Here is a 24,944-nt window from a genome sequence, read left to right as displayed (position 1 = left end):
GTTACATTTTTTTTGATTGTCCGTTCATATAATCCGTAATTCTCATTTCCAGTTCATCGTATATCCGGTTGAACAGTTCCTGGTACTCTTCCAGAAAAGCCCCGTCCGTATCGCACATGTCTTCGAGTGTCTTTCCATTTGCACGGCACAGCTCCGTATCGGCCAGCTCACAGACAATCTCGCTGAGCATCGAGCGGTCCTTGTCTTCGGGAAGCAGCCCTCCTTTTTTCAGGAGGCAGTAGTTACGGATATTGATTCGCAAATACAGGTCCGCCTCTTTCCACCGTCCATCGGGAAAAAGAGAGAATGCCTGTTTCAGTCCGTCGGGCTGTCCGCCCCACCATTCGTTCAAATTGTTCGGTTCCATATTGATAAGTTTAATTGATTACTGTCTGTTTGGTTTGCCATTGCCGATGGGCGGTGATGTATTCCTGGCGTTCCTTCTCCAGTAACGCTTCTGCTTCGGGAGTGTAGCCGATAAAACGAATGTAACCGCCGTTATAGCCTGTAAGCTTGCACCGAATACCGGCTTTCTCCAATTTGTCGATCCGTTTCTGAGCCAGTTTCGCGCTTGAATAATCCTTCGGCCAGAAATAATGCTCTCCGTGTGAGCCGTAATGGTCTTCTCCGAATATCATTTCGCCGGAATGCCTCCTGTGCTCGATAAAATCAAAGCGGGCTGTGCCCAACGCCTGCCTGATGGCCTTGTGTGCCGGACCTTCGGGATGCTTGAACACTTCCGGCTTGTCCTTCCCCTTACAGTCAAGTTTCGGCAGTTCCACCTTGTAAGGCTTCCGGTAACTCCCTATAGCCAATGTCAGGTAGAAATTGGTATGGAAATAATCCGTCATCGCATCGCTGTCATCGAAGTTGTATGACATGACAAAGTCACAGACATTCAGCATCACCTCCTTGGCACGGTCTGTAAGATCGGGGTTTCGCTCTATGTTGTAGTGGTTGATATGATCCTGTACTTTGCCGGATTCCCTGGTGAACGCCTCAAAGTCCGCGCTCATCAGTTTGATGTAAATGGAATTGTAGTTCTCCCGTCTGACGGAGAACTTATATCTCGGATAGGTTTCCTTTAGCCAGATTCTCACAAGTTCTACGATTTCAGGGGCATGTTGCCCTTTGTAGTTGCGACCTTTCCAACGGTATTCATTATACACGTACTCGGTATATTCCTTTGCCGTGGCACCCGAATAGTCATGTTCATACCCGGTTGATGCGGCAGAGACATCCGGTTTGTCTTTCCAGACTTCAAAGAGCCTTTCAAACTCGGTGTTCACCTGTTGCATGATGGCAGTGTCACCACCCTTGTCCGGGTGGTGCTGCAATGCCAGACGGCGGTATTCCTTCTTCAGGTCCGCCAATGAATGTATGTTATGAAAATAAGCCATAGCTATAGGTATTTATGCCCCTGCGAGGCGGTTGATAAAATATTCCTGGTTGTCAAGGTCAAGTCCGAGGTTGCTGCACGCCATTTCGATGTCATCTTCCCTCAGGTCGTCCGCCTCCTGCAACTCGCGCAGGTACCGGATTTCAGAATCCAAGTATTCCTGCGCTTCCATATGGCTGCAACTGCATGAGTTGCTAATCTGTTCAATGATGTTAATCTGCATATTATTCGTTTTTAGAATTATACCTGTTGTAAATTTCCCGTTTATGTTCGTAGTCCCGGCTGTTCCACCATTGGTCTGCCGCATCAATGAATGTCTGCGTGTTTTCGGAAGGCGGAGAGTCACAGACTTTCAACCCTGTGATTTGTTCATTTGTTTCAAAACCGCACGACTCCCACCAGCCCTGCATCTTTTGTGTGAACTCCGCCTTAGTACAGAAAAAGACCTGAACGCCACATTCTTCGCACCATTTCCCATCGCACCACAGCCCGTTATTGTCATCATGCACATAGCTGATACGTTCATCCGTATTGGCGTTTATCCATGCTTGGATTTCCAACTGCCGTGAACCGCATTCTTTACAGACAAGGATGTCGGAATCGTCCGGCTCTTTTCTGAAAGCCCTGCCGTCATAGAGTGTAACGGCACGTTCCACGAGCAATTTCTGGTTGTTTTCCGATAACTCGGCAAAGAACCGTTCCGCCGCGCCGAATATGGACTTGTCCGCCAATGCGGACCATTTATCCCAGAAGTGCCGGTACATATCTCCAAATACGGCCTTGCATTCTTCCTTGCTCCAGGCGTTCCACATATAGTAGAAGAAGCTGGAGACTGCGTTTTCCGCTTGATATTTCATTGTTCTTCAGTTTGTGGTTCTACTTTTTTGCTCTCTTCCAGTTGCTGCCATACAGCCTCATACATTCCGGAAAGCCAGTCGATGTTACTGGCTCCGAGTTCGAACGGGCTGTAACATTCCACTTCATCACCGCTTTCTTTCTCTTCGGCAAGGACGGTCAGGCTGCTGTCCGTTACCCGGAGTCCTGTCACCCTGCATTCGTAGGGGTCTCCGTTCTTGCCAAACCATATCACCCAGACCGGGTCATAATCCTCTTCCGGAAACCGTATCGCGTTCATGGCATGGTCATGGAGCAACTGCCGTATCGCTTCGATGATGTCTTTTCGCAGTTCTTCGATCCTGTCTCCGAACACCGACATGGGGGATTTCCCGCCTCGCTGCCTTACGGAGAGAACCTGCAAGTCCGGATGACAACCGAACTTCCAGTCCGTCACTTCATCGTCATCCCGCGTTGTGTGGATGTTGCCGCCCAATACCAGACCGCAGTCTTCCGCCACCATGCTTTCCGCTTCTTCACGGTCTTCCGCCACCACTGTGTAAGTACCCTCGAAGATGTACCTTACTTTTACATCGTATTTTTCCATAATCTTCTATGATTTGATTGTTGATTAGTTGATTTTATCAGGATACAATGCGAACCGCATCTCCGAAAAAGGAGTCGTCCACCCCATATACATGCCGGACCGAACAGTCATATTTGGAACGTTCGTCATCCAGCCGGAAGCGGAAACCATGATAGTCCTTGACTTCCAATTTCAGCTTTACGTCCCGTTTCAGTTCCATTTCAAGCAGGCTTCCACCACCATACGTCGAACTGAAAAGTCCGCAACAGTTGCCTTTGGGGATAATGACCTCTTTCAATGAAAAGTCGGCTTCATACAGCTCTTTCAGGCTTACCCTGCCGATGTAAGTCAGCAGGTTCGCCCCGCAGCAGGAATTGATAAGTTCCTCGTAGAATTGTTCGTAGGAAACCTGCTCCTTGCCGTTCCGGTTCTTACGGTTCGGGAAACGCCCGTAAGCCCTGTAGCCGTGTTCTGTCAGAATTTTCTTTACCCTCGCCGGATTGAGGTTCAGGCTGTCCACCATGTCCCCGAAGTAGGATTCCTCGTACCTGTAACCGCCTTGCGATTCAAACCAGTTGGAATTGATGCAGTCATAGTTGGAAAGCATCTCCACACGGATAGGAATGTCGTCCGTGTGCCTTACCAATTCCTTCACCACGTCCGAATCGTTGCGGCTGTAAATCTCGTCACGGATTTCATCTTCGTATTCATCGAAGAAGTCATCGACCGCTTCCCCGTCAAAGTCATGGAATACGGCACATTCCTCTTTCAGTTTCGCAATAATCTCACGGACAGCTTCCCATTCGGCATCGCTGTACCACTCGTCTGCCTTTTCCCACAAATGTTCGCGGCTCTTGCTGTCAAGGCATTTTTGAATCAGTCCGCAATGATTGTCAAGATTGTCATTGTAGTCCGTCCATATTAGTGTATAGGCCGGTTCCATCAGGGATTTGATGAAATCCAATGTCAATGTTTTCTGTTCATCCATTTCTGTTACCTGTGTACGGCAGGATTCCTTTTCCCGTACATACCGTTATAAATGACGGAAGCGGCCTTCAAGCCGCCTCCGTGTTGTTTCCTAACCATACAGTTCCTTCACGATCTTGTCATATATTTCCTTTGCCATTTCCGTATTCCGGTTGAAGTGGAAATAAGCCGTGTATCTGTATCCTGTTCTTGGCACTCCTCCGCACTGCTGTATTGCCCTGTCTATCTCCCAGTCGATATCACCTATGCCAAGAGATATGCTTGTGCCATGCAGCATACACCGTGCGAGTTTCAATGCGGAATCTGTCTTGTCTTCCTTGCGCAACCGGTCGAAAGCCATCAGCGCGATTTGTCTGTTTGAAATCTTTATCTCTTCCATATATTTTGCATCTGTTTGGGTCAGACAATCCCGGTAAGTTGCCTGAATCGCGCAACTATTTCATTGCATTTGCTTTGGGCAAGTTCCTCATATTTTTTGCAAATGGCACAGTATGCCTTCCAAGGTTGGCCTCTAAGCTCGTGCTCGTATGAGGACCTGACCAATTCCGGATATTCTTCAAAAAGTGTCTTGAATGCTTTACGCCATTTGCGCCCTTGCCACAATCCGTTTGCTATCAATGTTATGAATTCAAACATCTGTTCGTCTGTTTTCACATCCAATGCATAAAAATGGTCTGTTGTCGGCCACACGTTGTTGGAATGCTGCCAAGTTTCTATCTGCTTGGTTTTGGCATTGTATGCCATTCTTGTAATTACCTGGTGACTCATATTGATATGTTTTTAGTTCATTACCGTATTGTCTCTTTTCCTGTCACGGCTTGCCAGCATCCCGAAATGGATGCTGAATATGCGCCGGCTGAAGCAGAGCGGCGAGTTGTATTCCACCCGTTGCCACAGGGTAAAGTGGTTGTCGGAGAATGACCATCTGAAATATCCTGACAACGAGCCGAATAGCGGATTGGCATTCCTGTTTATCAGGAACCTGTTCACATCCACGATGTGCCCTGCCGTCAGGAGAATGTTCAGTATCTCCACAAACGCCATTTGCGAATAGGGGTCAACCGGCATTACCGGTCCTTTGAAGTTGATTTCCATCTTGTATATGTTTATACGCTTTAATCGTAATTGTCATCGAATACCTCGAAGCGGGGAATACCCGTGTCGAAATAGTTACTTGATATGCCCGGATAGTACAGCAGGCTGTCATCCCCGCTGTCCGGGCAAGGCTCATCGTCGATATAGGCCGCATTTCCATAAAGTTCGATATAGTGCGCCACCAGCAGGTGCGGGTCTTCCGTACTGATGTCATGCCCGTAACGGTCACACCAGTCGAAGAAGCAATCCTTGTCGGGTTCCTCCAGCTGTTCCATCGCCTCCCTTATCTCGAAGAAGTTGGAACACAGCCATTCCCGGTTGATGAGCAGGTCCGGGATTTCCTCCCATCTCGTGTACCTGTATTCCGGAGTTTCCTCTTCGGGAAACAGTTCGGAGCAGGTGCACAGGAATTCCCCCATGTCGCCGAAGTCGGACATTTGCAGCAGGTTGTCTTTTTCCTGCCCCATGTCTATGAGATGCTGCGTGGTCACTGCCACTTCTGCCTGATTCAAGTCCATGATATTCTTCATTATAGTTTATGATTCGGAACCGGGGATTTCATTCCACAGGCTCCAAAAGGTCCGCACCCCGGCAGTGCAGGGTTTTTCGGGATAATACCGGAGCCTCCGGCGAGGATGATTTTCCCGAAAACCGCTTGCGGCATGACCTTGCCCTGCCGGTAAGGGGGCGGGCTACCTTTGCCTGTGGAATGGAATCTGCGGTTTCTCATTTGTTTTTCCATTTTTCAGTTCATGATGCGCTGGCTTCCCCAGCTGATGTGTATCTTGCCTTCGCTGTCCCGTTCCCTGACCAGCAGGCTCTCGATGACGGACATGGTGACGTCGAACTCCTCGAAGATTTCCGACTGTTCCTTTACTTCGCCCGTCTTGATGAACTCGTTCAGCCGCTCTTTGGTAAGCACCAGCGCCATCAGGTTCTGCTCCACGGAGTCCTTGTAGGTGACATAATGCACGTCCTTCAGCTCTTTGGAGTCGAGACGGATGAAACGGAAGTAGAACTGCTCCATCTTCGGGATGTTCCATTGCAGGGATTCAAGTATCACGTCGTTGCAGGTGGGTATGTTCACCGAACTGCTCAGGCTCTGCTGCGTGCATACCAGTATGCCGTTGATGGTGGAATCGAACTCCGTCACGATGCTTTGCCGTTTCTTGAACGCCACGTCGCCCTTGACCACAAATACGGGACGGTCAGGAAAACATTCGCGAAGACGGCTCTCGTAAAGGTCGAATGCGGCTATGGACGTGCAGCCGACAGCCACCTTGCCGGGTATCTTCCGTACCAGCCTTTCGATGTACCTTGTCTTGTTCGGAATCCCGTCTCCGGAATAGCCCTCTATCAGGTGTGGGACGGAGCAGGCCTTGATGAGCAGCTTGATCTGGCGCATAAGCCGGAGTCCGGCATCCTTCTTTGCATCCCCCGTGCTGTTGTAATACAGTTCGCAGATGCGGCAGAACTCCTCGATGATGACACGGTAAACCTCACGCTCGCCGTCGGACGGGCTGACGGTATGTGTCCGTATCTTGTATTTCTCTCCTGCAAAGTCCCTGAACTTGCGTGTAATGACGGTCTTCCCGATAAGGCCGGCCAGCTCCTCCTTGTTATAGACATCCTGGTTCTGCTTCTCAATGCCGAACACGGTGGATTTCCCCGGACAGTGGCAGGCACGGAAAAGCACATGCCCCCTGAAAGCGGGGAACGGCTCACCATAGTGCGGATTGTTATCTTCCTCTATCTCCTTGTCCCTGTTCTCGTGGTACACACGACTGCTCCAACAGACCATGTTTATGGAATTGTTATATAACAGCTCAAACTGGCTGTACAGTTCGGCGATGTTGTTGCGTGTGGTCGTACCGGTGTCGAGTATCTTGTATTTGAGGCGGCGGAAGAGACCGAGGATATGCCTTGTACGTTGTGACGACGGGTTGGTTATCTCGTCCGACTCGTCGAAAACAAGGCACAGTTTTCTTGAACTGCGTTTGACAAACCTTGCCATGCCCCGTTTCAGCTTGCCGAGCATGGAGGTGGATAGGACGATGAACACGCCTTCCGGCACAGCTTCCAGGTCGGCATTGTTCCTTGCCACCCGGAACTGTTCCCTGTTTATCGAGAGGAAGGGTATCCATGTCATATTGGTGGCGATGGCAGGAGCCAGTATGATGACATTCCGTACTTTGCGGAATTTGAGCAGGTATTTGGCACGATGGTACACGGCGGCTGTCTTGCCAGAGCCTTGCTGCCAGTTCAGCAGCGCGTGGCGTTTCTGCAAGACGAGGTTCAGGTCGTGTTTCTGGAGCGTGGTAAACTCGCAGGTCTCGCCGTCCTTGTTGATGAATGCACACCGGTCCAGGTATTCTTTCAGCCTGCCATCTTCCTCCATTTCCGGGAACTGCCGGTTCTGCATTTCGTACTCTCTCCGCTTGCGTCGGATCAGTTTCTCCGCCGCACGGATTTGGTGCATGTTCTTTTCTGTCGGCACTTCCGGCATGGGCAGTTCAGTACGTTCCAGCACGAGGTCGTTGATACTTGCCGCCTTGTGCGGAACTTTGTCAAGGAGTCGCGGAGCATATTGTTTCAGTTTGAAGCCGTATGAGGTCTTCACCAATGCCACTTCCTTGCGAGGTACGGTATTTTGCGAGGTGATGTACCTGCGGATGACGGCAAGCACTTTCTTCGGGGTCAGTTTGTTCTTCTCCCATTGCTCCACCTGCTCCCGCGTGGCGTTCTCAGGCGGTTTCTGGTTACGGAACTTCGTGACCAACGCTTCCGCCTTGTCTATATGTTTGTTCAACTTGGCGTGCGCCTTCAGCTCGTACATGTACTTGGCAAGTTTGTACTCGAACAGCTCAAGTTCTTCCTTGTTGATCCGGTTGGTTTCGCGCATCAGGTCGAAACGCAACCGGTGTTTCATCGCCCTTGCCTCGCCGATGCGCTTTTTCAGCTCGTCCGCCGTTATGAATTCTTCCGCGTTGTAAGCCTGCATCTTGATGTGGCCCGATTTACGGAGAAATACCATGATTTTCGTATTGAAGTCATGGACTCCGACTGCGGCAAAGGCTGACGGGCCCAACTTCGTCTGACCGACAAATGAGAATCTGCCGTTTATACCGGCTATCCGTGTCTTCTCCCAGAACCCGCTCTGCATGAAGGAACAGGGCACGATGACCATCAGGATTCCTGCCGGATTGAGCACATCGTAAGCCTTGTCCATATAGTATTCCTGCGACAGTTTGTAGTCGAACTTCAAGTTAAAAGGAGGATTGCCGATGATAACATCGAAACGTTGTTCCGGATAGTATTGCCGGATGTCGCATTTCTCGATATGGGCTTCCGGGTAGAGGTATCGTGCGACAGACACGGCCTTGCCGTCTATGTCGAAGCCGTAGGCATTATGCGGGTTGGGCAGATGGTTGAAGAAATTGCCCATACCGCAACACATGTCAAGAACCATTTCGGATGAGACAGGACACAGCATATCCACCATGTCCCGGCATATTTCATGCGGGGTGAAGAACTGTCCCATCTCGAACTCCTTCTTCGCTTCGGCATACTCGTGGTAGCTGGCAAAGTCGGACTGTTTGAGGTTGTGCAGCCCTCCGATACCGGTATAGCAGTTGTAGATGCTCTCCGCCGGAATGAGGTTCTTGCCGGAGTCTATGGCGAAAAGTATCTTCTCGTTGACTTCGGCACGCATACCTTGCGGTATCTGTTGGGGGATGATGGTATACATGACTTTATCTGTTTATCGTTAAAAATGAAAACACCCCGCAAGGATTGCCTTACGGGGTGCTGTGTAAATCTTATCATGGTCAGTTTTCTCTTAGGGTGATTTCATCCAGATGCAGACGCTTGAAACAACTTTCGGCTGCCGCACTGTCCTTGAACCGGACATCGATACGTCCGTTCTTGTAGAATCGGATTTGCTCGGCATTGGTGGTCGTAAGGTCGTACCAGTCTGTGACAGAAATGTCGTTGTCATCAAAACGGATAATCATCTTTGAATTTCCATTCAGTATGTCATCCGCACCGTAGGCAATGCCGGCACACAGGGTTTCCAGTTCTCCGCCGTAGTTGTAGGAGATTCTGTTCCTTTGGTTGTATTGCATGGAAAAATCGTCGAAACGGATGATTTCGGGAAAGATTATCTTGTCCTTCTTCAACTCCGTCTTGACTTTGCTCCAGTATGCCGGTCTGACAACTTTGCTCAGGCGTGCGAGCAGTTCTTCCACGGCCGTTTCCCGGAAACTCTTGCCGCCCAAGTGTTCGATGACTACATCTACATATGTGTCATAAACAGGACGGAAGCCCATCGGAAGGGTCTTTTCGTCTATTTTATACTCAGGAACCGACACTTTGTAAGTCCTGTTGAAATAAGAAATGATGCGGTTCGCAAAATTCGCGTTGGCGTTTCGGTTCTTATCTACCAGATCGTTAATCAGGTCAAACGGTTTGAACTCGTTGTGTGAATAGTCTTCCCTGTCGTTATGGTAAGTGTAGAAATCACGCATGGAAACCTTGCCGTTTTCTTCGTAATGGAACTTACGTTCGGCTTGGTATTGTTCGGCTTCTTCCTTGAAGACGGCGTACCAGCGGTCAATCTGGTCGAGTGTCTTGTAAAGCAGGTTTTGCTGCGTCTGGCAATAGACACGGTCCTGTTCCGTAATCTTGTCCTCGTTTCTCACTTGTACGCTCAGAATGCCTTGAAGCAGGTCGGGAGCGTTGCCGGCCTTGGGTGCTGTTGTCGTTTGCATATCTGTTAGGGTTAAATGTTAAAAATTATCCGGTTTAATCCGGTAGAAATAAGTGATGTGCTTTTCCATGTCCTTGACTATCTTGACCTGCTCGGGATGGAAGTTGAGCTTTCGCTCTACGGCAGGGATTTTTATCTTTTCCCATTCGGCGGAAGGTAAGAACACATATTCCCGACGGAAACACCATAACACGATTTGATTATCCCAATTTCCCTTGAACACCGTTCCTTCGTAGTCCTTCAGGAACTGCCGGAACTCGGCTTCGTCCCGAAAAGCGATGTCAAAGCCTTGATAGAGATTGCCGTTTTCCGATTCCTCCCTTTTGTGTAGGTAGAACTTCCGGTAGGTCTCGGTCGTGAAATCTCCATACCTGGGATTGGGTTCGGCATAAAACCATAACGGTACCTTAGCCAGAAATGACACCGAACCGTTGGCGCAAGCACCGCAATGCCCCCAGTCCTTGAACACCCCTTCCGTCCATTTCAGGAATTTCAGTTCCTCCGGATTCACGGAATGGAATGCGCCTCCGCTGACACTCAGACGGATATTGCCGTCCTCTTCCCACACGAAAGGCACATACGGCTGTTCGCATACGGAAAGATATCCTTCTTTTGCACTCCTGCTGTCAATAAGGGCGTTTCCGTAATAATCCCCGTGTTCGGTTACATATACCAGCCTGTCTCCGATTTGCGGTGTAATCTTAGAGCGTGTCCGCTCAATGAGTTCCACATAACTGTTGGCCATATCCACATCTTCCTGTGTCAGCCAATGCTGGTGGTCGTATGAAACATTCCGCTCTCTGAGTGTTTCGATACTGTACTTTTCTTTTGTTACCTGCTGTGACATAACAATTTATTTTTAGTGATCCGGCTTTTCGGGGCCGGAGTTCCCGTAACTACAGGCCATAAAAGGTCGTGTCCCGTACATGCAAGGTTGGCGGGAAAAATACCGCAAGCCCTCCGGGCGAGGATGATTTTTCCACGACACCCGGAGGGCTTGACCTTGCTTGTACGAGCAGGACACGGGTTACCTTTGCCTGTGAGTTACGGGGATTCGGCTACGGTATGGCTGTCATGTCCGCTGTATATGTTTCTTGAAATGACCGTGATATTTTATGCCCGAAAATTACCGGCAATCACGAAAAAATGCTACCTTTGCATCAAGAAAAAAGAGTTATTTGAAAGCATGAGGAATATAGTGATTCTAAACAGCTTGGAATTTTCTTATCCGTTGCCCGTTCTCATGCGAGTTTTCTACAAAGCGTTGATAATCAAATAAGATACTTCAGATTACAACAAATATTGGTTCATTCCAGTAATTGACAAATCCTGCATTTGCACCTGATGCACTTATAGTAATGACATTGGCATCTCTATTGGCTGTATCATGGTAGCAAGCGAAATCTATACCTCCTGCCACAACTTTTATATTACCTTTTTTACATTGTGCAGAGGTGATGGACTGTCCTTTCTGAATTATAGCAACATCACGCAATTTGATTATAGCGTATTTACTAGTGATAGCAATTTGCTTTTCGACGGCTGTCTTTATTGCTTTGTCAAATTTTTCACGAGAAAAATCTAATAAATCAGAAGTATTTACATATTTAACATATTTACTGTTTAGCTCTGTTCCTTCCCAAGCTATATTATAAAAGGCATTTCGTATAGCTGCAGAGATTGTATTATTAGACCATCTTTCTGGTGCGTATAGTAAACCTCCTGCGTTTGTAATTTTAATGCCTTCAGAGCCTTTTCTATTACTCCATTCATACCCCAAAAATGTTTTTTGTTCTGTATTATCATCTGGTGATGCGATAATAACTGTTTGTTTATCATACGTTAAAGCAAAATAGAATAATTTTTCTCGTTCCAGATTCTTAACGAAACCAACAAATCTATTAAAAATCTCATGTTGTTTCTCTTCGTCTGTTTGTTTTTGAAATGATTTTGCCTTCTTTCTACTTATAAGTTCTGTGGATGATTCAAATGCTGCGATATACATGCTTGCATATTTGGACTTCTCTCTATCTTTAAGGACTGAACCATCCAACAAAGAATAGTATTCTTCTTTGGAAAGACCTAGGCAAAGTAGATACGCTTCAAGAATTTTATCATCAAGCCAATTTTCGATATTGGCTCTGTTAAGTATAGCTTCAACACTATCTTCGACTAGATCTCCCGGTTTAGGAGGTTCGTTGTATTTTTCAAGAAATAATATTGCAGTATTTGTTCCTGTAGCCCCGAAAGTCTTACTACCGAACAATACAATAGAATGCAGGTGAAAATTCTTAAAGATAGTTTCTCTTGCTCCAACATAACTACCGCTACCATTCGTTAGTATTGATACGGGGAGAATTACAGCAGCTAATCCTTGAGGTTTGAGTAGCTGTGCTATTCGCTCTACAAATAATGTCTCAATATCACCACCATCATTTGAAATGCGGTCAAGTAATGTCAGAGTGTTGTTTTTCAATTTCAAATGCGATTTAAAGGCAGATACAGAATATGGAGGATTGGTAACAAGTATATCAAATGAACCATTAATAATTTTCTTTTCCGGTGAATTTTCTAAACCGTCCCCAAAAATGATGTTACTTTCTCCTGCTCCGTTCATGAACATCGAAATCTTAGCAACTCTTGCCAAGCGATAATCTTTTTCAATTCCATAGATATAGTCCCGAACCCAATCGTTATTATCACTTTTTATTACAGAGTTTACAGCTTCAACTGCTTCGGTAAGAAAGTGTCCTGCACCACAAGCATAGTCTATGATTTTTGGATGTCGTAACGAACCTCCATTATTTACGTATTCCCTTAATGGAAGTGAATCCCAGATGAATCGAGTAATTGGTATTGGAGTAAAGAATTGTCCTTCGTTTTGCTTGAATCCTTTATTCAATAATTGTTCGAAAAGATCGCCTAAAAATTGGTGTTTAGATAGATAGACGATACGATATCTCTCAAAAAGTTGTACGATCTCAACGAGAATTTTACCGTTCTGAAGAAATAGTTCTTCGTTGTGAACATCTTTGAACGAAAAGTCATTATTGGAATAAAATTTTAAAATTTTAATTTTTTCCTTTAAATCTTCGATAGCCTTTTTTCTTTGTGTCCCCGTGTAAGTTGTAAACAACCATTCCGGGTAATCAGCAGGGACATAGAATATTTTTTCACCCATAAAATCTTCCATACCCTCTTGATGTAACCGTTGTAATCTGTCTTGTAACGATTCGTATGTATCAGTGCCCTGCTTGTATTGGAATTCTACTTCGTCATTATCGCCTTTACGAATTTCATCAGCCAGTTTGCAGATGAACAATGCAACGAGACGATTAAATGCATTTTCTTTATCGCTGACATTATTGTGACGAAGAATTTCTTCGAATTTATTAACGATTTTATCATCTGGAGCAAAGTCCTTCAAATCCTTTTTGCGAAGAGGCTTTACGCCAATTTTATATGCTAAAGAATCATCTCCAAAGATGAGTTCTTGCCATAATTTCAACATATAGGTTTCTGTCCATACTTCAAATAATTCACTAACAGTATGGGCTTTAGAGTATAATTTTAAACTATCATCTTTCTTTGACAATAGCACTAAGTTAGCATCATCGAGACAGTTAATTATATCATTTTCACGTGTAATCTCCCCTCCTACAATGTCAGATGTATATAATGAAATCCATTTTGTACCTCTTTCTTGCTGCCAGTAACTAAATAATTGTCCTCCATCGGTTCGTAAAATTTTGAGAGCATCCTTATACTCTTTTCCATAAGTTTTACACTCGATTATCATCAACATTGAGTTATCTATATCGTAAACACAAATGTCAGCTTTACCACTTTTGGTATCATGACCCAAATGCCATTTTTTTTCTAACTCTATATGTTCAGGACGATAACCTTTTTTCAATAGTTGATTTATGCATTCAAAAACAACAAAATTTTCTGGATGTGCAAAGTTGCTCGTTGTATCATCATTGATTTTTAAACCACGATCTTGGGGATATATAATTTTCTCACTAATAAAGTCGACTTCTATACAGCAATTAACATCAGTAAACTCTTTTTTAAAGCGATGAGGTGATACCTCGGTGTACTCAAGAATTGATAATAACTTTTTGAGATTGCCTTTTGTTATCATAGGTAATATGCTTTATTCTTTGCTATTAATTGAATCTTCAGGATTTACTTGAAAGATTTTGTTATTTTGAATCGTACTTCTAAACTTGGTTGTCGGTAGTTACAAACGTTGGAATTGACAATGTGAAAACTTTTACCTGGTTTATTAGCTAGCCAAGTTTGTTTGATCTCTTTTTTTTCAAGTACTTTTTTTATGCAATTCATGAGTTTATTCATTGTTGCTATTCTTAAATATTCTAATACAAAGATAGAAAATATTGTGCTATAAAAAGAGAAAAGGGAAGAGGAAACTCTTCTTGGTTCAAAATGTTAAATTATATTCCACAATTCTTCCATGGAAGAGTATGGTTGTGAAAACTTTAGAAGTTATAAATGTATTTTTACCTTAAAACTTATCCCATTATTGCTTTTTTAGATATTTACTTTTTCTGCTATCAGCAAGTATTAAAAAAATAATATTGGTACTTGGAATAACGAGCAACAAAAAACACGTGTATTAAGACTATTTTGGAACCTTGCATGGCTTTTATTTTTGGATACCTATCAATTTTTGTAATTCATTAATTTGCAAAGGAGGGGTTACTTTATGTATCATAGCGTGGCAATTGGGACATATTGGTACAAGGTCAGTTTGGGGATTTATCTCGTATTCTTCTCCGATAGTAGATATCGGTGTAATATGATGCACGTGGATATAGTCTTGTCCTAACTTGCCATATGTGTCCCCAAAATTGAATCCACAGACCGATACAGAATATCCATTGGATTCGAGACATAAAAGACGTGCTTGAGGATTTCGCTCATATCGTTTTGATATAGTAGATCTAACCGCACCCTCTTTATAGGAATTTACATTAATCCTACCAGAGCCCCTTTTTAGGGTTTTCTCAAACCATAGTTCCTCAAGTTTTGATGCTACCGCATTTGGTATCTCCATCCCTGATGACTGTGGAGTCCAATTATAATTCAACAGCAGTGCTTGGAGCTCTTGAAGAGAAATAATAGGGTCTTCTGATAATTCATCAAATTCAATAATTACTCGATTTACCATTTGTCCATTATTACTCCAATGTTCCGATAGGAAGGGGGCAGTTGTAATGTACCCAGAACCGACAATTCCTTTGTTTTGTGTCTTGTTTCCAAGTCTTATCAAAAAAGCCCTGTCACCGACTGAGACCTGTTTATAGCTTCTAACACTCCATTTCTCAAGACGACTTCCTTTTTCTTTAATGTCTCTAATGGCATTAGATAAATTCTCCCAAGGCCAATTTTTCGGATTGTGTGCAAATAAAAAAGTCTTCATAGGCTCATTAATTTATTCTATTTTGTTGTTCTTGTTGCTCAAATACTTTCAAGCAATAAAATAGCAACAAAAATGGAATCATATATTATTGTTTAATATTGCTAATATGCTGATTAAAATCGTTTTATTGTGCATATTATTCTAGTTGGATGATCTGTTGTGTGTTGATTATCAGTATTTTAAATAGATTACTTACCGATGCAGAAAATGTTTTGTATCATTTTTGACTTGTAATAAATTGATATTTAATATATTATGTTTTTATGAAATACTTCGGGGGACAAACTGGGGACAAAAATTTGCTGTCCAAAAGATAAAAAGAGCAAATATAAGGTCTATCCCTTGATGTTTTTTAGGCCAATTTTTTTGTCCCTCGGAAAGAAAAACAATCCCGTTCTCATCATACGATGATATTCGAAGCACACTGCAAATATAATAAAGTTTAGTCTGTTTTTTGTATATCTCTTCAAGTTCTAAACTAAACTGCCTACAGTTTCAGAATGTCGAATGTTGGTGATGAATCTCGCTCTTTTTCTTTTCGTCAGCCATAAGAGAAGTTTCACCAATATTTCCTCGCTACATAATTTTACACACAATCATACGGATATGATTATGTGTAAAAACAATGATTATCTCTTGTTTTTCAGTATATTATTTTGAATAAGCAAATAAAATGGATATTATATGATTATATTTGAGAAAATATCTCAAAATCATACATAGTATAAATTTAATTTTGTATCTTTGCAATCGAAATAGATTATGTGTAATAATAGAAATGCTTAAAAGTCAGATATATGTTACTTGAATTTACAGTAGAGAATTACAGGTCGTTTTATGGAAAAAAGACCTTGGTATTGGAAGCCGATAAAGCTTTGAAAGAATGTACTGAAACAAACTTGTTTGATTGCAATAAACATACCCTGCTTCGTTCACTTGCATTGTATGGTGCTAATTCAAGTGGTAAATCCAACCTTGTCAGCGCTATGCACACAATGGTAAGTTGCGTGTTGCTGTCCGTAAAATTGAATGATAATGACGAACTTGAATATGATCCATTTCTTCTTTTGAAGGACAATCACCATCCCACTATGTTTGAGATTATATTTCTGAAAGGTGCGTATTGCTACAGATATGGATTCAGGTATAATCTGGAACGTATCGTTGAAGAATGGTTGTTCCGGAAAACAACACCCCGTTCTAAAGAACAGATGATGTTTGTCAGGAACGAAGAGGGGATTTGTGTAGATGAGAATAATTTCCAGGAAGGAGTTGGCTATGAAGAAAAGACCAATGACAATCGCTTGTTCTTGTCATTATGCCAACAGTTAGGTGGTGAAATATCTCGTCAGGTTATATCGTGGTTTCAATCGGATTTCAATGTGATTTCAGGATTGAATAATCAACAATATAGAGTATATTCAAAATTATTTTTCCACAAAAAAGAATCTTTGAGTGCTGATGCTCTCAACTTCTTCCAGAAACTGAGACTTGGATTTAACAACATTCTTACTCATGAGGAAGAGCCAAATGTTCCTCAGGACTTGCCTTTGGAATTAAGAGCCCTCTTCCAAAGAGAAACGCAAGGTAAGAAGAGTATCGAATTGGATTCCATACATAATGTATATTCAGATAAAGGTAAGGTTGTAGGAACAATAAACTTCTCGTTTGAAGATAGGGAATCTTCCGGTACAAATAAGTTATTCGATCTTTCTGGACCGATATTCGAAACGCTTTATTCTGGAGCCGTGCTTGTTATTGATGAATTGGATGCAAAGATGCACCCTCTTATATCTCAGTATATCATAGAACTGTTTAATAATCCGGAAACCAATCCTAATAATGCGCAGTTGGTATTTACCACTCATGATACACATCTGCTTTCTCAGAAAATCCTCAGGCGTGACCAGATTTGGTTTACTGAGAAAGACTCAAAGGAACAGACAGATTTGTATAGTTTGATGGATATTGTTCTTCCAGACGGAACTAAACCACGTAACGATGCCAATTATGAGAGGAACTATATCGCTGGTCGTTATGGTGCCATTCCTTATATTTTGAATGATTAATAACGTAAGGTTATGGCAGCAAAGAAAATAAAGATAGACAATGCTTCCTCGAAATTCAGGAGGCAATCGCAAAGGCGAGAACAAAAAGTCATACGCTGTTCGGTGCTGATTGTTTGTGAGGGTACAAAGACTGAACCCAATTATTTTGAGGCATTCGCTGAAAAGCAGCAAGGAGTCATAGTGTATGATGTTGAAGTTAAGGGGCTTGGGCGTGGAACAAAGGATGTTGTGGAGAAGGCCATTGACCTTAAAAACAAGAATCACTATGACCGTGTTTGGGCTGTTTTCGATAAGGATGAATTTCCTGCAAAGGATTTCAACGAAGCCATTGCAATGGGACAAAAGAATGGCATTGAGGTAGCTTGGAGTAACGAGGCTTTTGAATTATGGTATTTGTATCATTTTCAGAATGTGACAACTGGTGTTTCAAGAAAGCATTATGAAGAGAAGATTTCAGCAGCCGTGAATGATTCTCCCAAATACAAATCAAAGAAGAAGTATAAATATACCAAGAAGGATCCCAATAATTATGAAATAATGACAACATATGGCTCGATGGAGTCTGCCTTGCGGTATGCGGAAGCAAAACATATTGAATACGCAGACTCCCGATATGCCAATCAGAATCCTTGCACTACGGTTTATCGGCTTGTGTGTCAATTGCTAGGTCGAGATGAGAAACTGAATGTAGAACTGATAGCAAAGATAGAATGTGAATAAACAATCCCCAAGTAGTCATTTGTAAATATTATATTCTTTATTTTTATATATAAATAGATAATATACAATGTATCTTTCAATACTTAGACTTTGGAATTTTAGAAAATATTGTGCTATGGCTGATGGAAAGCCTGGGTTAGAAATTCATTTTCAAGAAGGTGTGAATGTACTGATCGGAGAGAATGATTCAGGTAAAACAGCTATAGTGGATGCCATTCGTTATGTGCTAAGAACTCAGAGTGGAGAATTTATTCAATTTGATGATAAAGATTTTTATCAAGATTCTGCTGGAAACCGAAAGGATGAATTCAAAATAGAATGCGTATTTGACGGGCTAAATGAGCAAGACTCTGGCTTGTTTTGGGAATGGTTGTCGTGGAGTGAAGACAAGACAAAATATTTATTAAAAGTATGGCTATACGTTAAGCGAAAAGATAATGTAATAATGCCTACTTTCTCCGCAGGAACCGAAGGACAAACTGATAGGATGGATTCTGAAGCAAGGGAACTTCTAAAAGTAGTATATTTTAAGCCACTTAGAGATGCGCTCACAGACATGACTCACGGTTACAAGTCAAGGCTGGCACAAATCCTTGGTGCGCACGAACTTTTCAAAACGAAGAAAGACGCCCACGGCAACATCACAAAACATAAACTTGAAACAGATTACGGACATCTGAAAAGAGAAATAGAGAACTATTTCAGGGTTGGTGGTAATGGCCAAAGTATCACAGACGAAATTAATAATTTCCTAAAAGATCATTTTCTGCTGAATGGTGACGCACGGAAAGCTGAGGTCAAGCTAACAGGAGGGGAATTGACAGAAATATTGAGACTGCTCGATCTGATTATGGAAGGTAATAAATCGGGGCTGGGTACACTTAACTTACTATGTATAGCAGCAGAAATGCTACTCTTTAATAATCAGAAGAAAGGATTGAAGTTGGCGCTTGTAGAAGAATTAGAGGCACATCTTCATCCTCAGTATCAATTGAGGCTGATTGAATACATTTCTTCTCAGCAGAAAAATGGACAATTTATTCTTTCCACTCATAGCATTACATTGGCCTCAAAAATAAAGATTGCAAATTTGATTGTGCTGAAAGGGAGGGAAGCATTACCAATGTCGTCGGAGTATACGTTGATGAGACCTGCTGACTACAAATTTTTAGAACGATTCCTTGATGCTACAAAGGCCAACTTGTTTTTTGCCAAAGGGCTAATCATGGTAGAGGGGGATGCTGAAAATCTACTAATACCTGCTATAGCTCAATTGATTGGTAAAAATCTTTATCAATACGGTGTATCTGTTGTGAATGTGGGAAGTACAGCGTACAAGAGATATGTTAGTATATTCAAACGCAAAGACGGTAAATCATTTGAAATGCCCATAGCTGTTGTCTCAGACCTGGATGTCAGAGCACTTGAGTATTACGATGATAATTGTGATGATCGCAAAATACCAAAGTATTGGTTGAAAGAAACATTAAGACCTGAATTGGAGAATATCTCACGGGATGTGAATTATGATGCTATGGCAACTATTTTCGGAAGTAAATCTGCTTTTGAGAAAGAAGTTAAATTGCACAAAACAGAAAACTTCGGGCCTGTTGTTGACACAGTGAATCGCATGAAAGTTGTCTTGACAGATGATAAAAAGACTGTCTTGGATGAAGAAATGTTAGTGCGAATTAGGGAAGAAAAGACAAAGCGACTGGAGAGTGATATCAATCAGGATAGGATAAAAATATTTCTGCCCCAAGCATGGACATTGGAGTATGAACTTGCTGGTAGTGGTTTGTATAGGTTGCTGGCAACAGCGATAAAAGCTGCCCAAAAAGAAGAAACCGACCCGGAGCAGGAAGTAACTGACGATATCTTAAAGGGTATCTGGAATGAGGTTATAACCGATTATCCGGAAGGACATACACCAACCAAAGAAGAGGCATATAAGATTTTTAAACCCTTAAATGAAGGGACTGTCAGCAAAGCCATTACTTCGCAGTATTTATCGGGAATGCTTGTTGGAGAATTACCTCCCACTAGTGTTGGAACAGTAGATATTAATGAGGTAAAACGCATCGTTGAAACTGACGAGAAACTTAAATATCTGGTGGATGCGATCAAACATGTTACAGAATAACTCTATAGAGAATACTTATGCCATTTGCTACTGACGAAGAAATAAAAATCGCACACGATATTCTATTGAAAGGCAAGAAACAGTTCGATATCTCTAGGGTAAATATTATCAAGGAGGATCGCAGTTGTTATGTCCAGGCAAGTCCTGGAAGTGGCAAAACAACGGTATTGTTGGCCAAGTTGATAATCCTTACCAATAAAATGCCCCTACCTGAAGGAAAAGGAGTGTGTGTGCTGACACATACCAATGTCGCCATTGATGAAATAAAGGCAAAGCTGGGACAAAAGGCCGATGTACTTTTTAGCTACCCTAATTTTTTTGGAACCATACAAACCTTTCTTCATAAATACATTGCAGCAGCTGCACTCCATTATTTTTATGGTAGTCAAATAGCATATGTGGACGATGATGTGGCCAATGCTGTGTTTCTAAAGAAATATAGCAAATTACCCATCGGTGAGAGCAAACTTAAAGGACGGATATATAGACAGACCGTTTCAAAAGAGCATATTATAGATGCTGCTGAAATAGAAGCGTTGGGTGGCGTGGATATGCTAACATCTGCGAATGTTATCAAGAAGAAAAAGAGAGTTGACAAATATGATTTTCAATTAAGAGATTATAATTGGAGTAATATTCCTAGAGAATACAAATCTTTGATTCGAGCAAAGAAAGATAAAATCCTAAATAGTCAAGGGAAAGAGATAGTTCTCTCGTATAAAGTTGATTGGGGTAATAATAAAATTATAACAGATTCTGGCCAGATAGGAGTGGATACTCCAACCGGTGCTGAATATATTAAGATAAAAGAGGAAATGTTTAGCGAAGGTATTTTATCCTTTCAAGATGCTTATGACCTGGCATTTCGGTATATTCGGGAGAAGAGCCTCAATTTCAGTAGGTTTTCAGACAAAAGATTTAAATATTTGTTTATAGACGAAGTTCAGGACTGTAACAATCAGCAAGTAGCCCTCATACAAAAGATATTTGATGAAAATAAAGTAGTCATTCAGCGTTTTGGAGATTACTGCCAAGCTATTTATGAGAAAGATGAAAGTAGCGGACCTGAAAATGATAGGTTGAAAGATGAGCAAGTATTATATATACGCAACAGCAACCGCTTCGGAGAAAAAATAGCCAAACCGTTGCGGACATTATGTATTGAGGATAATCATCAACTTATAGGAAATGAAGAAGTTCCATCTACAAAACCCATTATCATTACTTATGAGGATCCCTTGTCTGTCCTTCCCAAATATGCAGAATTGCTCAACTCTACATTAATCCCAGAGATGGACAATCGTTCTGTTTTGGAAATCGCGAATAGAGAGAGACAAGAAGACCCATTGCATAGAGTAAATGTTAAAGCTTGTGGATGGGTAGGTAAAAAAGGTGCTAATGATCAAAAGAGATTCATAGAATCGTACTTCCCAGCATTTGAAAGGAAAAATGCAAGACTAAGAACGGAAGGTGATTCTTTCAATGATTTTATACTCAAAAAAGAACATAAATATGTTAAGGATTATGCCATATCTATCATTCAGGGTATATTAAAGTTTTTGGATTTATGCGATATAAGAAATGGTAACCGGCGTTACACCAAGACATCTTTATTAGAATTCTTGTCAGCGAATAATATTGAGCAGAAAGAGAACTTTCTAAAAGATGTCATGAATTGGGCTTTACTCATAATAAATAGTAATAGCGACAATGATATACAATCCTTAAAAGAAGCTATTTATCAGTACATGACAACAACTATACTGCCTTTGTATGGAAAAAGCGTAACACGTGATGCCCACAACTTCTTTAATGCTATAGGAGAAGGGATTCACGAAGCACCTGTTGCTGAGCATGGGAATATTTACCACGGGGATAAGATAGATATAGAGGTGGCTACAGTCCATTCTGTAAAAGGAGAAACTCATGCTGCAACGCTCTACTTAGAAACATTTTATGATAGACATCATGAATCAGATCGTTTATCTGAACAATTTAAAGGGATAGCATATACAAGAGCCGACAAGAAAGTACTCAGCAGTTTAAGAGTTATTTATGTCGGCATGAGCCGTCCTCGTTATCTGTTGTGCGTTGCCATACAGAAGGATAGATTTGATAATATGGATTGTCGTGAACTGAGAGAGATTTGGAAAGTGGTTAAAGCTTGAAGTATCAATTTTAATGTGGTAATATCAGGGTATGAAACTGTAAATGATTGTTGATGAGGTATTTATTGCATACTTTTCTACTTCAAATATATCAATGTATTTAGTTTAATATATAAAATCGGCAATAAAATAAATTTATTGCCGATTTTGGAATTGTTCATACCAGCTAAAATAATAAGGACATACTTTAGTTGTCAATGCTTACCATTCAAAAGCTTAGTTACTTCCAAAATAGATGTACATAATATGTCAAACTTGCGTTTTTACAAGTCTTCTGAGTCGTTTAGAAGCAATCTTTTCTCATTTTTTTGATTTACCATATGTGGTATGATAGATATATGATTTCCATCATCTCGGTTAAACCTTACATCTTTTGTTCTTGTAGGTTCATGCCACTAAGTTGAGTTAAATTTTGATTGTCTTAAAACTTCAATCTGCCAGCATCTTTAATAACAGATAATATTCTTTCTTATGTCTTTCCATCTTCGCTACGTCTTTGTCTGTCGGGTGTAGAATGCGGGTAATATCCATATTGTACTGAAGGTCATTCAATTTGACTTTGATGGCCAAACGATGTCCGCGGAAACGCTCGATATATGTTTCACGATTGGCAGTTGTGCGAAAGTCCATCAGATCGAGAGCCTCTTCAATCTCGTCCCATTCTTGCTTTGTTAATTTGTGGTATTTTTCGTTCGGAAAGGATCCTACGATATCTTCAAATTCATAAATCCAGTCATGTTTTTCCTTGTTCTGCTCCCAGTCATCCAGTATCGCTTTCAGTTTTCTAATGATCTCTTTTACGGTATGACCTGTATCTTCAGCTGCATCGTGTAGAAATCCCACAGTTTTTTCTTTCCAGTCGAAACCGTTTCGTCCGACAGACGATAAATGTCCTTCAAAGTAATTTTTACCTGCTTGATCTACCTGTTCTTTGTGCAATTCTTTGGCCAATCGTGCCGCTGCGTATGCTACATGTATCTTATATCCCATGATATCTTCATAGGCATCTTTTGTTTCTTTTGCAGCTTGAGGGTTAAACGTTCCCAAGTATTTGATATATTTCATATAAGTCCGTTCTCCCGCACCTGATAGCCCTGACATAGTGTCAAGTAGCTGGTCTGCAATCCGATCCAATACATTGATATCTTGGATATTGTTGCGCATTGCTTCATTCAACCGTGTTCCCGCCTGTTTCGCCATTCGTTGTTCCAATGCGACGCTCTGCTTGCAGAATGCTATAAAATCTGCGTCAAGTTCCATACTTTCACACGCTTCTTAATAATTCCTCTTATTTTAATTATATAGCTAATTATAACATATTTGGCAGACTATCATTATCTGCCAAATATGTTGCTAATAATTATGGGATTATATCCCGTTTTTGTCAATGTTTACTTTTTCTATTTCATCCCATTCTGCCAGAGAGATGATTTCATGGTATTGTTCCAATGATAAAACATTCTCCTCGCTATCCATACATTCGTGCTCCCATGGAAGTTGATAAACGGTTCCTTCTTCATGATGGCCCATGTAATCGTGGAACGTGTACGGGATCAATTTCACATGATCCTCCTCCTTGAGTATTCGTAAAAGTTTGGCAGCGTCGTGTATTTCCAAAGGAGCGCCATACTTGTAAAGCGCAGTGGCGACTTCTACCGCAACATCCGCATATGCTGAGTAGCTATTGGAAACAATGATTTTCCATCCGGGGCTGTCAAAATCCGAGGCGAGTACATTCAGCCGCGACAATCCCAGCTCCCCATAATGGTCCGAGGCGAATTGGTTGAAATCCGTCTCACTGTCGAGATCGTATTTATCCTGCAAATCGCAGAACTTAACCATGTTGTAATATGCGACATCTTGTAATTCCAATGGCATCCCATTCGGAATGGTACGCTTCTTTCGTGTAGTATCAAACCTTTCAAAATACCGGTCATAGGCTTCATGAGCGATCCGATAGTATTTGCAATACGAACGTATCGTCATTGTCTCTAACGGCCGCTCGAAATTCTTGCAGATGGAATTCTCCAGTGCTTTTATTGCAGTCTTCTCGTCTTCGACTGCGATTTTAAATCTCGGTTCGATTCTGTTGAACTCCTTTCTCGCAATTTTCCCGTCTCGCTGCTGGTAAGGAAGATGATTCGCCACATAATCATTGAACCCCTCCGGATATTGTATGATGGCATCGATTAGCTTCTGAAGATATAAGACCAACTTTGCCAAGAAATCCTTTTGCCATTCATTGGAAAAATTGTTACCTACTGGGTTTATATATTGAGAATAGTTCGCAATAGTAAAATACGAGTGTTTCCTGTCCGTGAATTGTATGGTACGCTTTTCTTTGTATCTGGCGGAGCCGACATGATACCATACCGTTTCTCTGGGATTTGACAATTCCCAATCCCAGAGGTATTCTTCCTTACTCTCATATTCTCCGTCTGCAATCGATGCTTCGCAATCTCCCCATTCTTCCGGAGTAGGGCGGGGCAATTCGATATAAAATCCTCTGTATTCGTTGTCGCCCATCTCTTCCAGTCGGGCAAATTGCTCCTGAAGTTTAACCAACATCTCCAATATATCGTTATCAACCACGATTTCTGTATCGCGCCCGCTTCCGAGCTGTTCGAATATCGCAGTATTCAAACCGCATTCTTTTGCCAAGTCTATGAAAAATTGATTGGTAAAGATTGTCTTCTTATGTGGTTCTATTTTATGTCGTTCCATAT

The 24,944-nt window shown here is 42.1% G+C and carries 23 protein-coding genes; 5 read left to right on the top strand and 18 right to left on the bottom strand.

What is annotated here, in order from left to right; translation table 11 throughout:
- Position 1 precedes the first annotated feature (1 nt).
- From F1644_RS01785 to F1644_RS01720, 14 genes are all read right to left on the bottom strand, one after another.
- The gene (locus F1644_RS01785; protein WP_005647131.1) at positions 2–367 is read right to left on the bottom strand and encodes a hypothetical protein; all 366 of its coding nucleotides are present in this window, start codon (positions 365–367) and stop codon (positions 2–4) included.
- Between the two features lie 10 nt (positions 368–377).
- Positions 378–1,400 carry an LPD29 domain-containing protein gene (locus tag F1644_RS01780; RefSeq protein ID WP_168044296.1) on the bottom strand — a complete coding sequence of 341 codons (1,023 nt, stop codon included), beginning with the start codon at positions 1,398–1,400 and terminating at the stop codon, positions 378–380.
- A 12-nt stretch (positions 1,401–1,412) separates the two neighbouring features.
- Positions 1,413–1,622, bottom strand: a complete 210-nt coding sequence (locus F1644_RS01775; RefSeq protein WP_005647134.1) for a hypothetical protein — start codon at positions 1,620–1,622, stop codon at positions 1,413–1,415.
- A 1-nt stretch (position 1,623) separates the two neighbouring features.
- Entirely contained in the window at positions 1,624–2,256 is a 633-nt protein-coding gene (locus tag F1644_RS01770; protein WP_168044294.1) for a hypothetical protein, read from the bottom strand.
- On the bottom strand, positions 2,253–2,840 hold the full coding sequence (locus F1644_RS01765) for a hypothetical protein (RefSeq protein ID WP_005832105.1): 588 nt from the start codon (positions 2,838–2,840) through the stop codon (positions 2,253–2,255). The genes F1644_RS01770 and F1644_RS01765 overlap by 4 nt, the downstream gene beginning before the upstream one ends.
- Positions 2,841–2,877: 37 nt before the next feature.
- Positions 2,878–3,807: a hypothetical protein gene (locus F1644_RS01760; protein WP_005832104.1), complete on the bottom strand. Its 930-nt coding sequence runs from the start codon at positions 3,805–3,807 to the stop codon at positions 2,878–2,880.
- A gap of 90 nt (positions 3,808–3,897) precedes the next feature.
- The gene (locus F1644_RS01755) at positions 3,898–4,185 is read right to left on the bottom strand and encodes a hypothetical protein (RefSeq protein ID WP_005647140.1); all 288 of its coding nucleotides are present in this window, start codon (positions 4,183–4,185) and stop codon (positions 3,898–3,900) included.
- 20 nt (positions 4,186–4,205) lie between these two features.
- Positions 4,206–4,574 carry a hypothetical protein gene (locus tag F1644_RS01750; protein WP_005647142.1) on the bottom strand — a complete coding sequence of 123 codons (369 nt, stop codon included), beginning with the start codon at positions 4,572–4,574 and terminating at the stop codon, positions 4,206–4,208.
- A gap of 12 nt (positions 4,575–4,586) precedes the next feature.
- Positions 4,587–4,901 carry a hypothetical protein gene (locus tag F1644_RS01745; RefSeq protein ID WP_005647143.1) on the bottom strand — a complete coding sequence of 105 codons (315 nt, stop codon included), beginning with the start codon at positions 4,899–4,901 and terminating at the stop codon, positions 4,587–4,589.
- 20 nt (positions 4,902–4,921) lie between these two features.
- A complete protein-coding gene (locus tag F1644_RS01740) occupies positions 4,922–5,419 on the bottom strand; it encodes a hypothetical protein (RefSeq protein ID WP_009276377.1) in 498 nt (165 codons plus the stop codon).
- Positions 5,420–5,430: 11 nt separating this feature from the next.
- Positions 5,431–5,631: a hypothetical protein gene (locus F1644_RS01735; protein WP_005832102.1), complete on the bottom strand. Its 201-nt coding sequence runs from the start codon at positions 5,629–5,631 to the stop codon at positions 5,431–5,433.
- 15 nt (positions 5,632–5,646) lie between these two features.
- On the bottom strand, positions 5,647–8,649 hold the full coding sequence (locus F1644_RS01730; protein WP_122141347.1) for an N-6 DNA methylase: 3,003 nt from the start codon (positions 8,647–8,649) through the stop codon (positions 5,647–5,649).
- Positions 8,650–8,728: 79 nt separating this feature from the next.
- On the bottom strand, positions 8,729–9,670 hold the full coding sequence (locus F1644_RS01725; protein ID WP_005832100.1) for a hypothetical protein: 942 nt from the start codon (positions 9,668–9,670) through the stop codon (positions 8,729–8,731).
- An 18-nt stretch (positions 9,671–9,688) separates the two neighbouring features.
- Entirely contained in the window at positions 9,689–10,516 is an 828-nt protein-coding gene (locus F1644_RS01720) for a DUF4121 family protein (protein WP_005832098.1), read from the bottom strand.
- A gap of 123 nt (positions 10,517–10,639) precedes the next feature.
- Here F1644_RS01720 and F1644_RS01715 point away from each other — a divergent pair, with 123 nt between their 5' ends.
- A complete protein-coding gene (locus tag F1644_RS01715) occupies positions 10,640–10,948 on the top strand; it encodes a hypothetical protein (RefSeq protein ID WP_229782421.1) in 309 nt (102 codons plus the stop codon).
- A gap of 6 nt (positions 10,949–10,954) precedes the next feature.
- Here the strand turns inward: F1644_RS01715 and F1644_RS01710 are convergent, their stop codons facing one another.
- Both F1644_RS01710 and F1644_RS01700 read right to left on the bottom strand, forming a co-directional pair.
- A complete protein-coding gene (locus F1644_RS01710; RefSeq protein WP_168044292.1) occupies positions 10,955–13,816 on the bottom strand; it encodes an N-6 DNA methylase in 2,862 nt (953 codons plus the stop codon).
- A 525-nt stretch (positions 13,817–14,341) separates the two neighbouring features.
- Positions 14,342–15,118, bottom strand: coding sequence for an HNH endonuclease (locus F1644_RS01700; RefSeq protein ID WP_118302198.1), 777 nt, complete (start codon positions 15,116–15,118; stop codon positions 14,342–14,344).
- Positions 15,119–15,915: 797 nt separating this feature from the next.
- Here F1644_RS01700 and F1644_RS01695 point away from each other — a divergent pair.
- From F1644_RS01695 to F1644_RS01680, 4 genes are all read left to right on the top strand, one after another.
- A complete protein-coding gene (locus F1644_RS01695; protein ID WP_118302199.1) occupies positions 15,916–17,187 on the top strand; it encodes an AAA family ATPase in 1,272 nt (423 codons plus the stop codon).
- 12 nt (positions 17,188–17,199) lie between these two features.
- Complete coding sequence (locus tag F1644_RS01690) at positions 17,200–17,907, top strand: RloB family protein (RefSeq protein ID WP_118302200.1); 708 nt, start codon at positions 17,200–17,202, stop codon at positions 17,905–17,907.
- Positions 17,908–17,974: 67 nt separating this feature from the next.
- A complete protein-coding gene (locus F1644_RS01685) occupies positions 17,975–20,050 on the top strand; it encodes an ATP-dependent nuclease (protein ID WP_118302201.1) in 2,076 nt (691 codons plus the stop codon).
- Between the two features lie 17 nt (positions 20,051–20,067).
- Entirely contained in the window at positions 20,068–22,218 is a 2,151-nt protein-coding gene (locus F1644_RS01680; protein ID WP_118302202.1) for a UvrD-helicase domain-containing protein, read from the top strand.
- A 429-nt stretch (positions 22,219–22,647) separates the two neighbouring features.
- Here F1644_RS01680 and F1644_RS01675 read toward each other — a convergent pair whose 3' ends face one another.
- Together F1644_RS01675 and F1644_RS01670 are read right to left on the bottom strand one after the other, a co-directional pair.
- On the bottom strand, positions 22,648–23,478 hold the full coding sequence (locus F1644_RS01675) for a hypothetical protein (RefSeq protein WP_118302203.1): 831 nt from the start codon (positions 23,476–23,478) through the stop codon (positions 22,648–22,650).
- Between the two features lie 108 nt (positions 23,479–23,586).
- Positions 23,587–24,942, bottom strand: coding sequence for a hypothetical protein (locus tag F1644_RS01670; protein WP_209279520.1), 1,356 nt, complete (start codon positions 24,940–24,942; stop codon positions 23,587–23,589).
- Between the last annotated feature and the right edge of the window lie 2 nt (positions 24,943–24,944).

The sequence above is a fragment of the Butyricimonas paravirosa genome, assembly GCF_032878955.1.
Taxonomy (GTDB): domain Bacteria; phylum Bacteroidota; class Bacteroidia; order Bacteroidales; family Marinifilaceae; genus Butyricimonas; species Butyricimonas paravirosa.
Note: the sequence above shows the minus strand (reverse complement) of the source record. Positions and strands in the feature narration are given on the sequence as shown.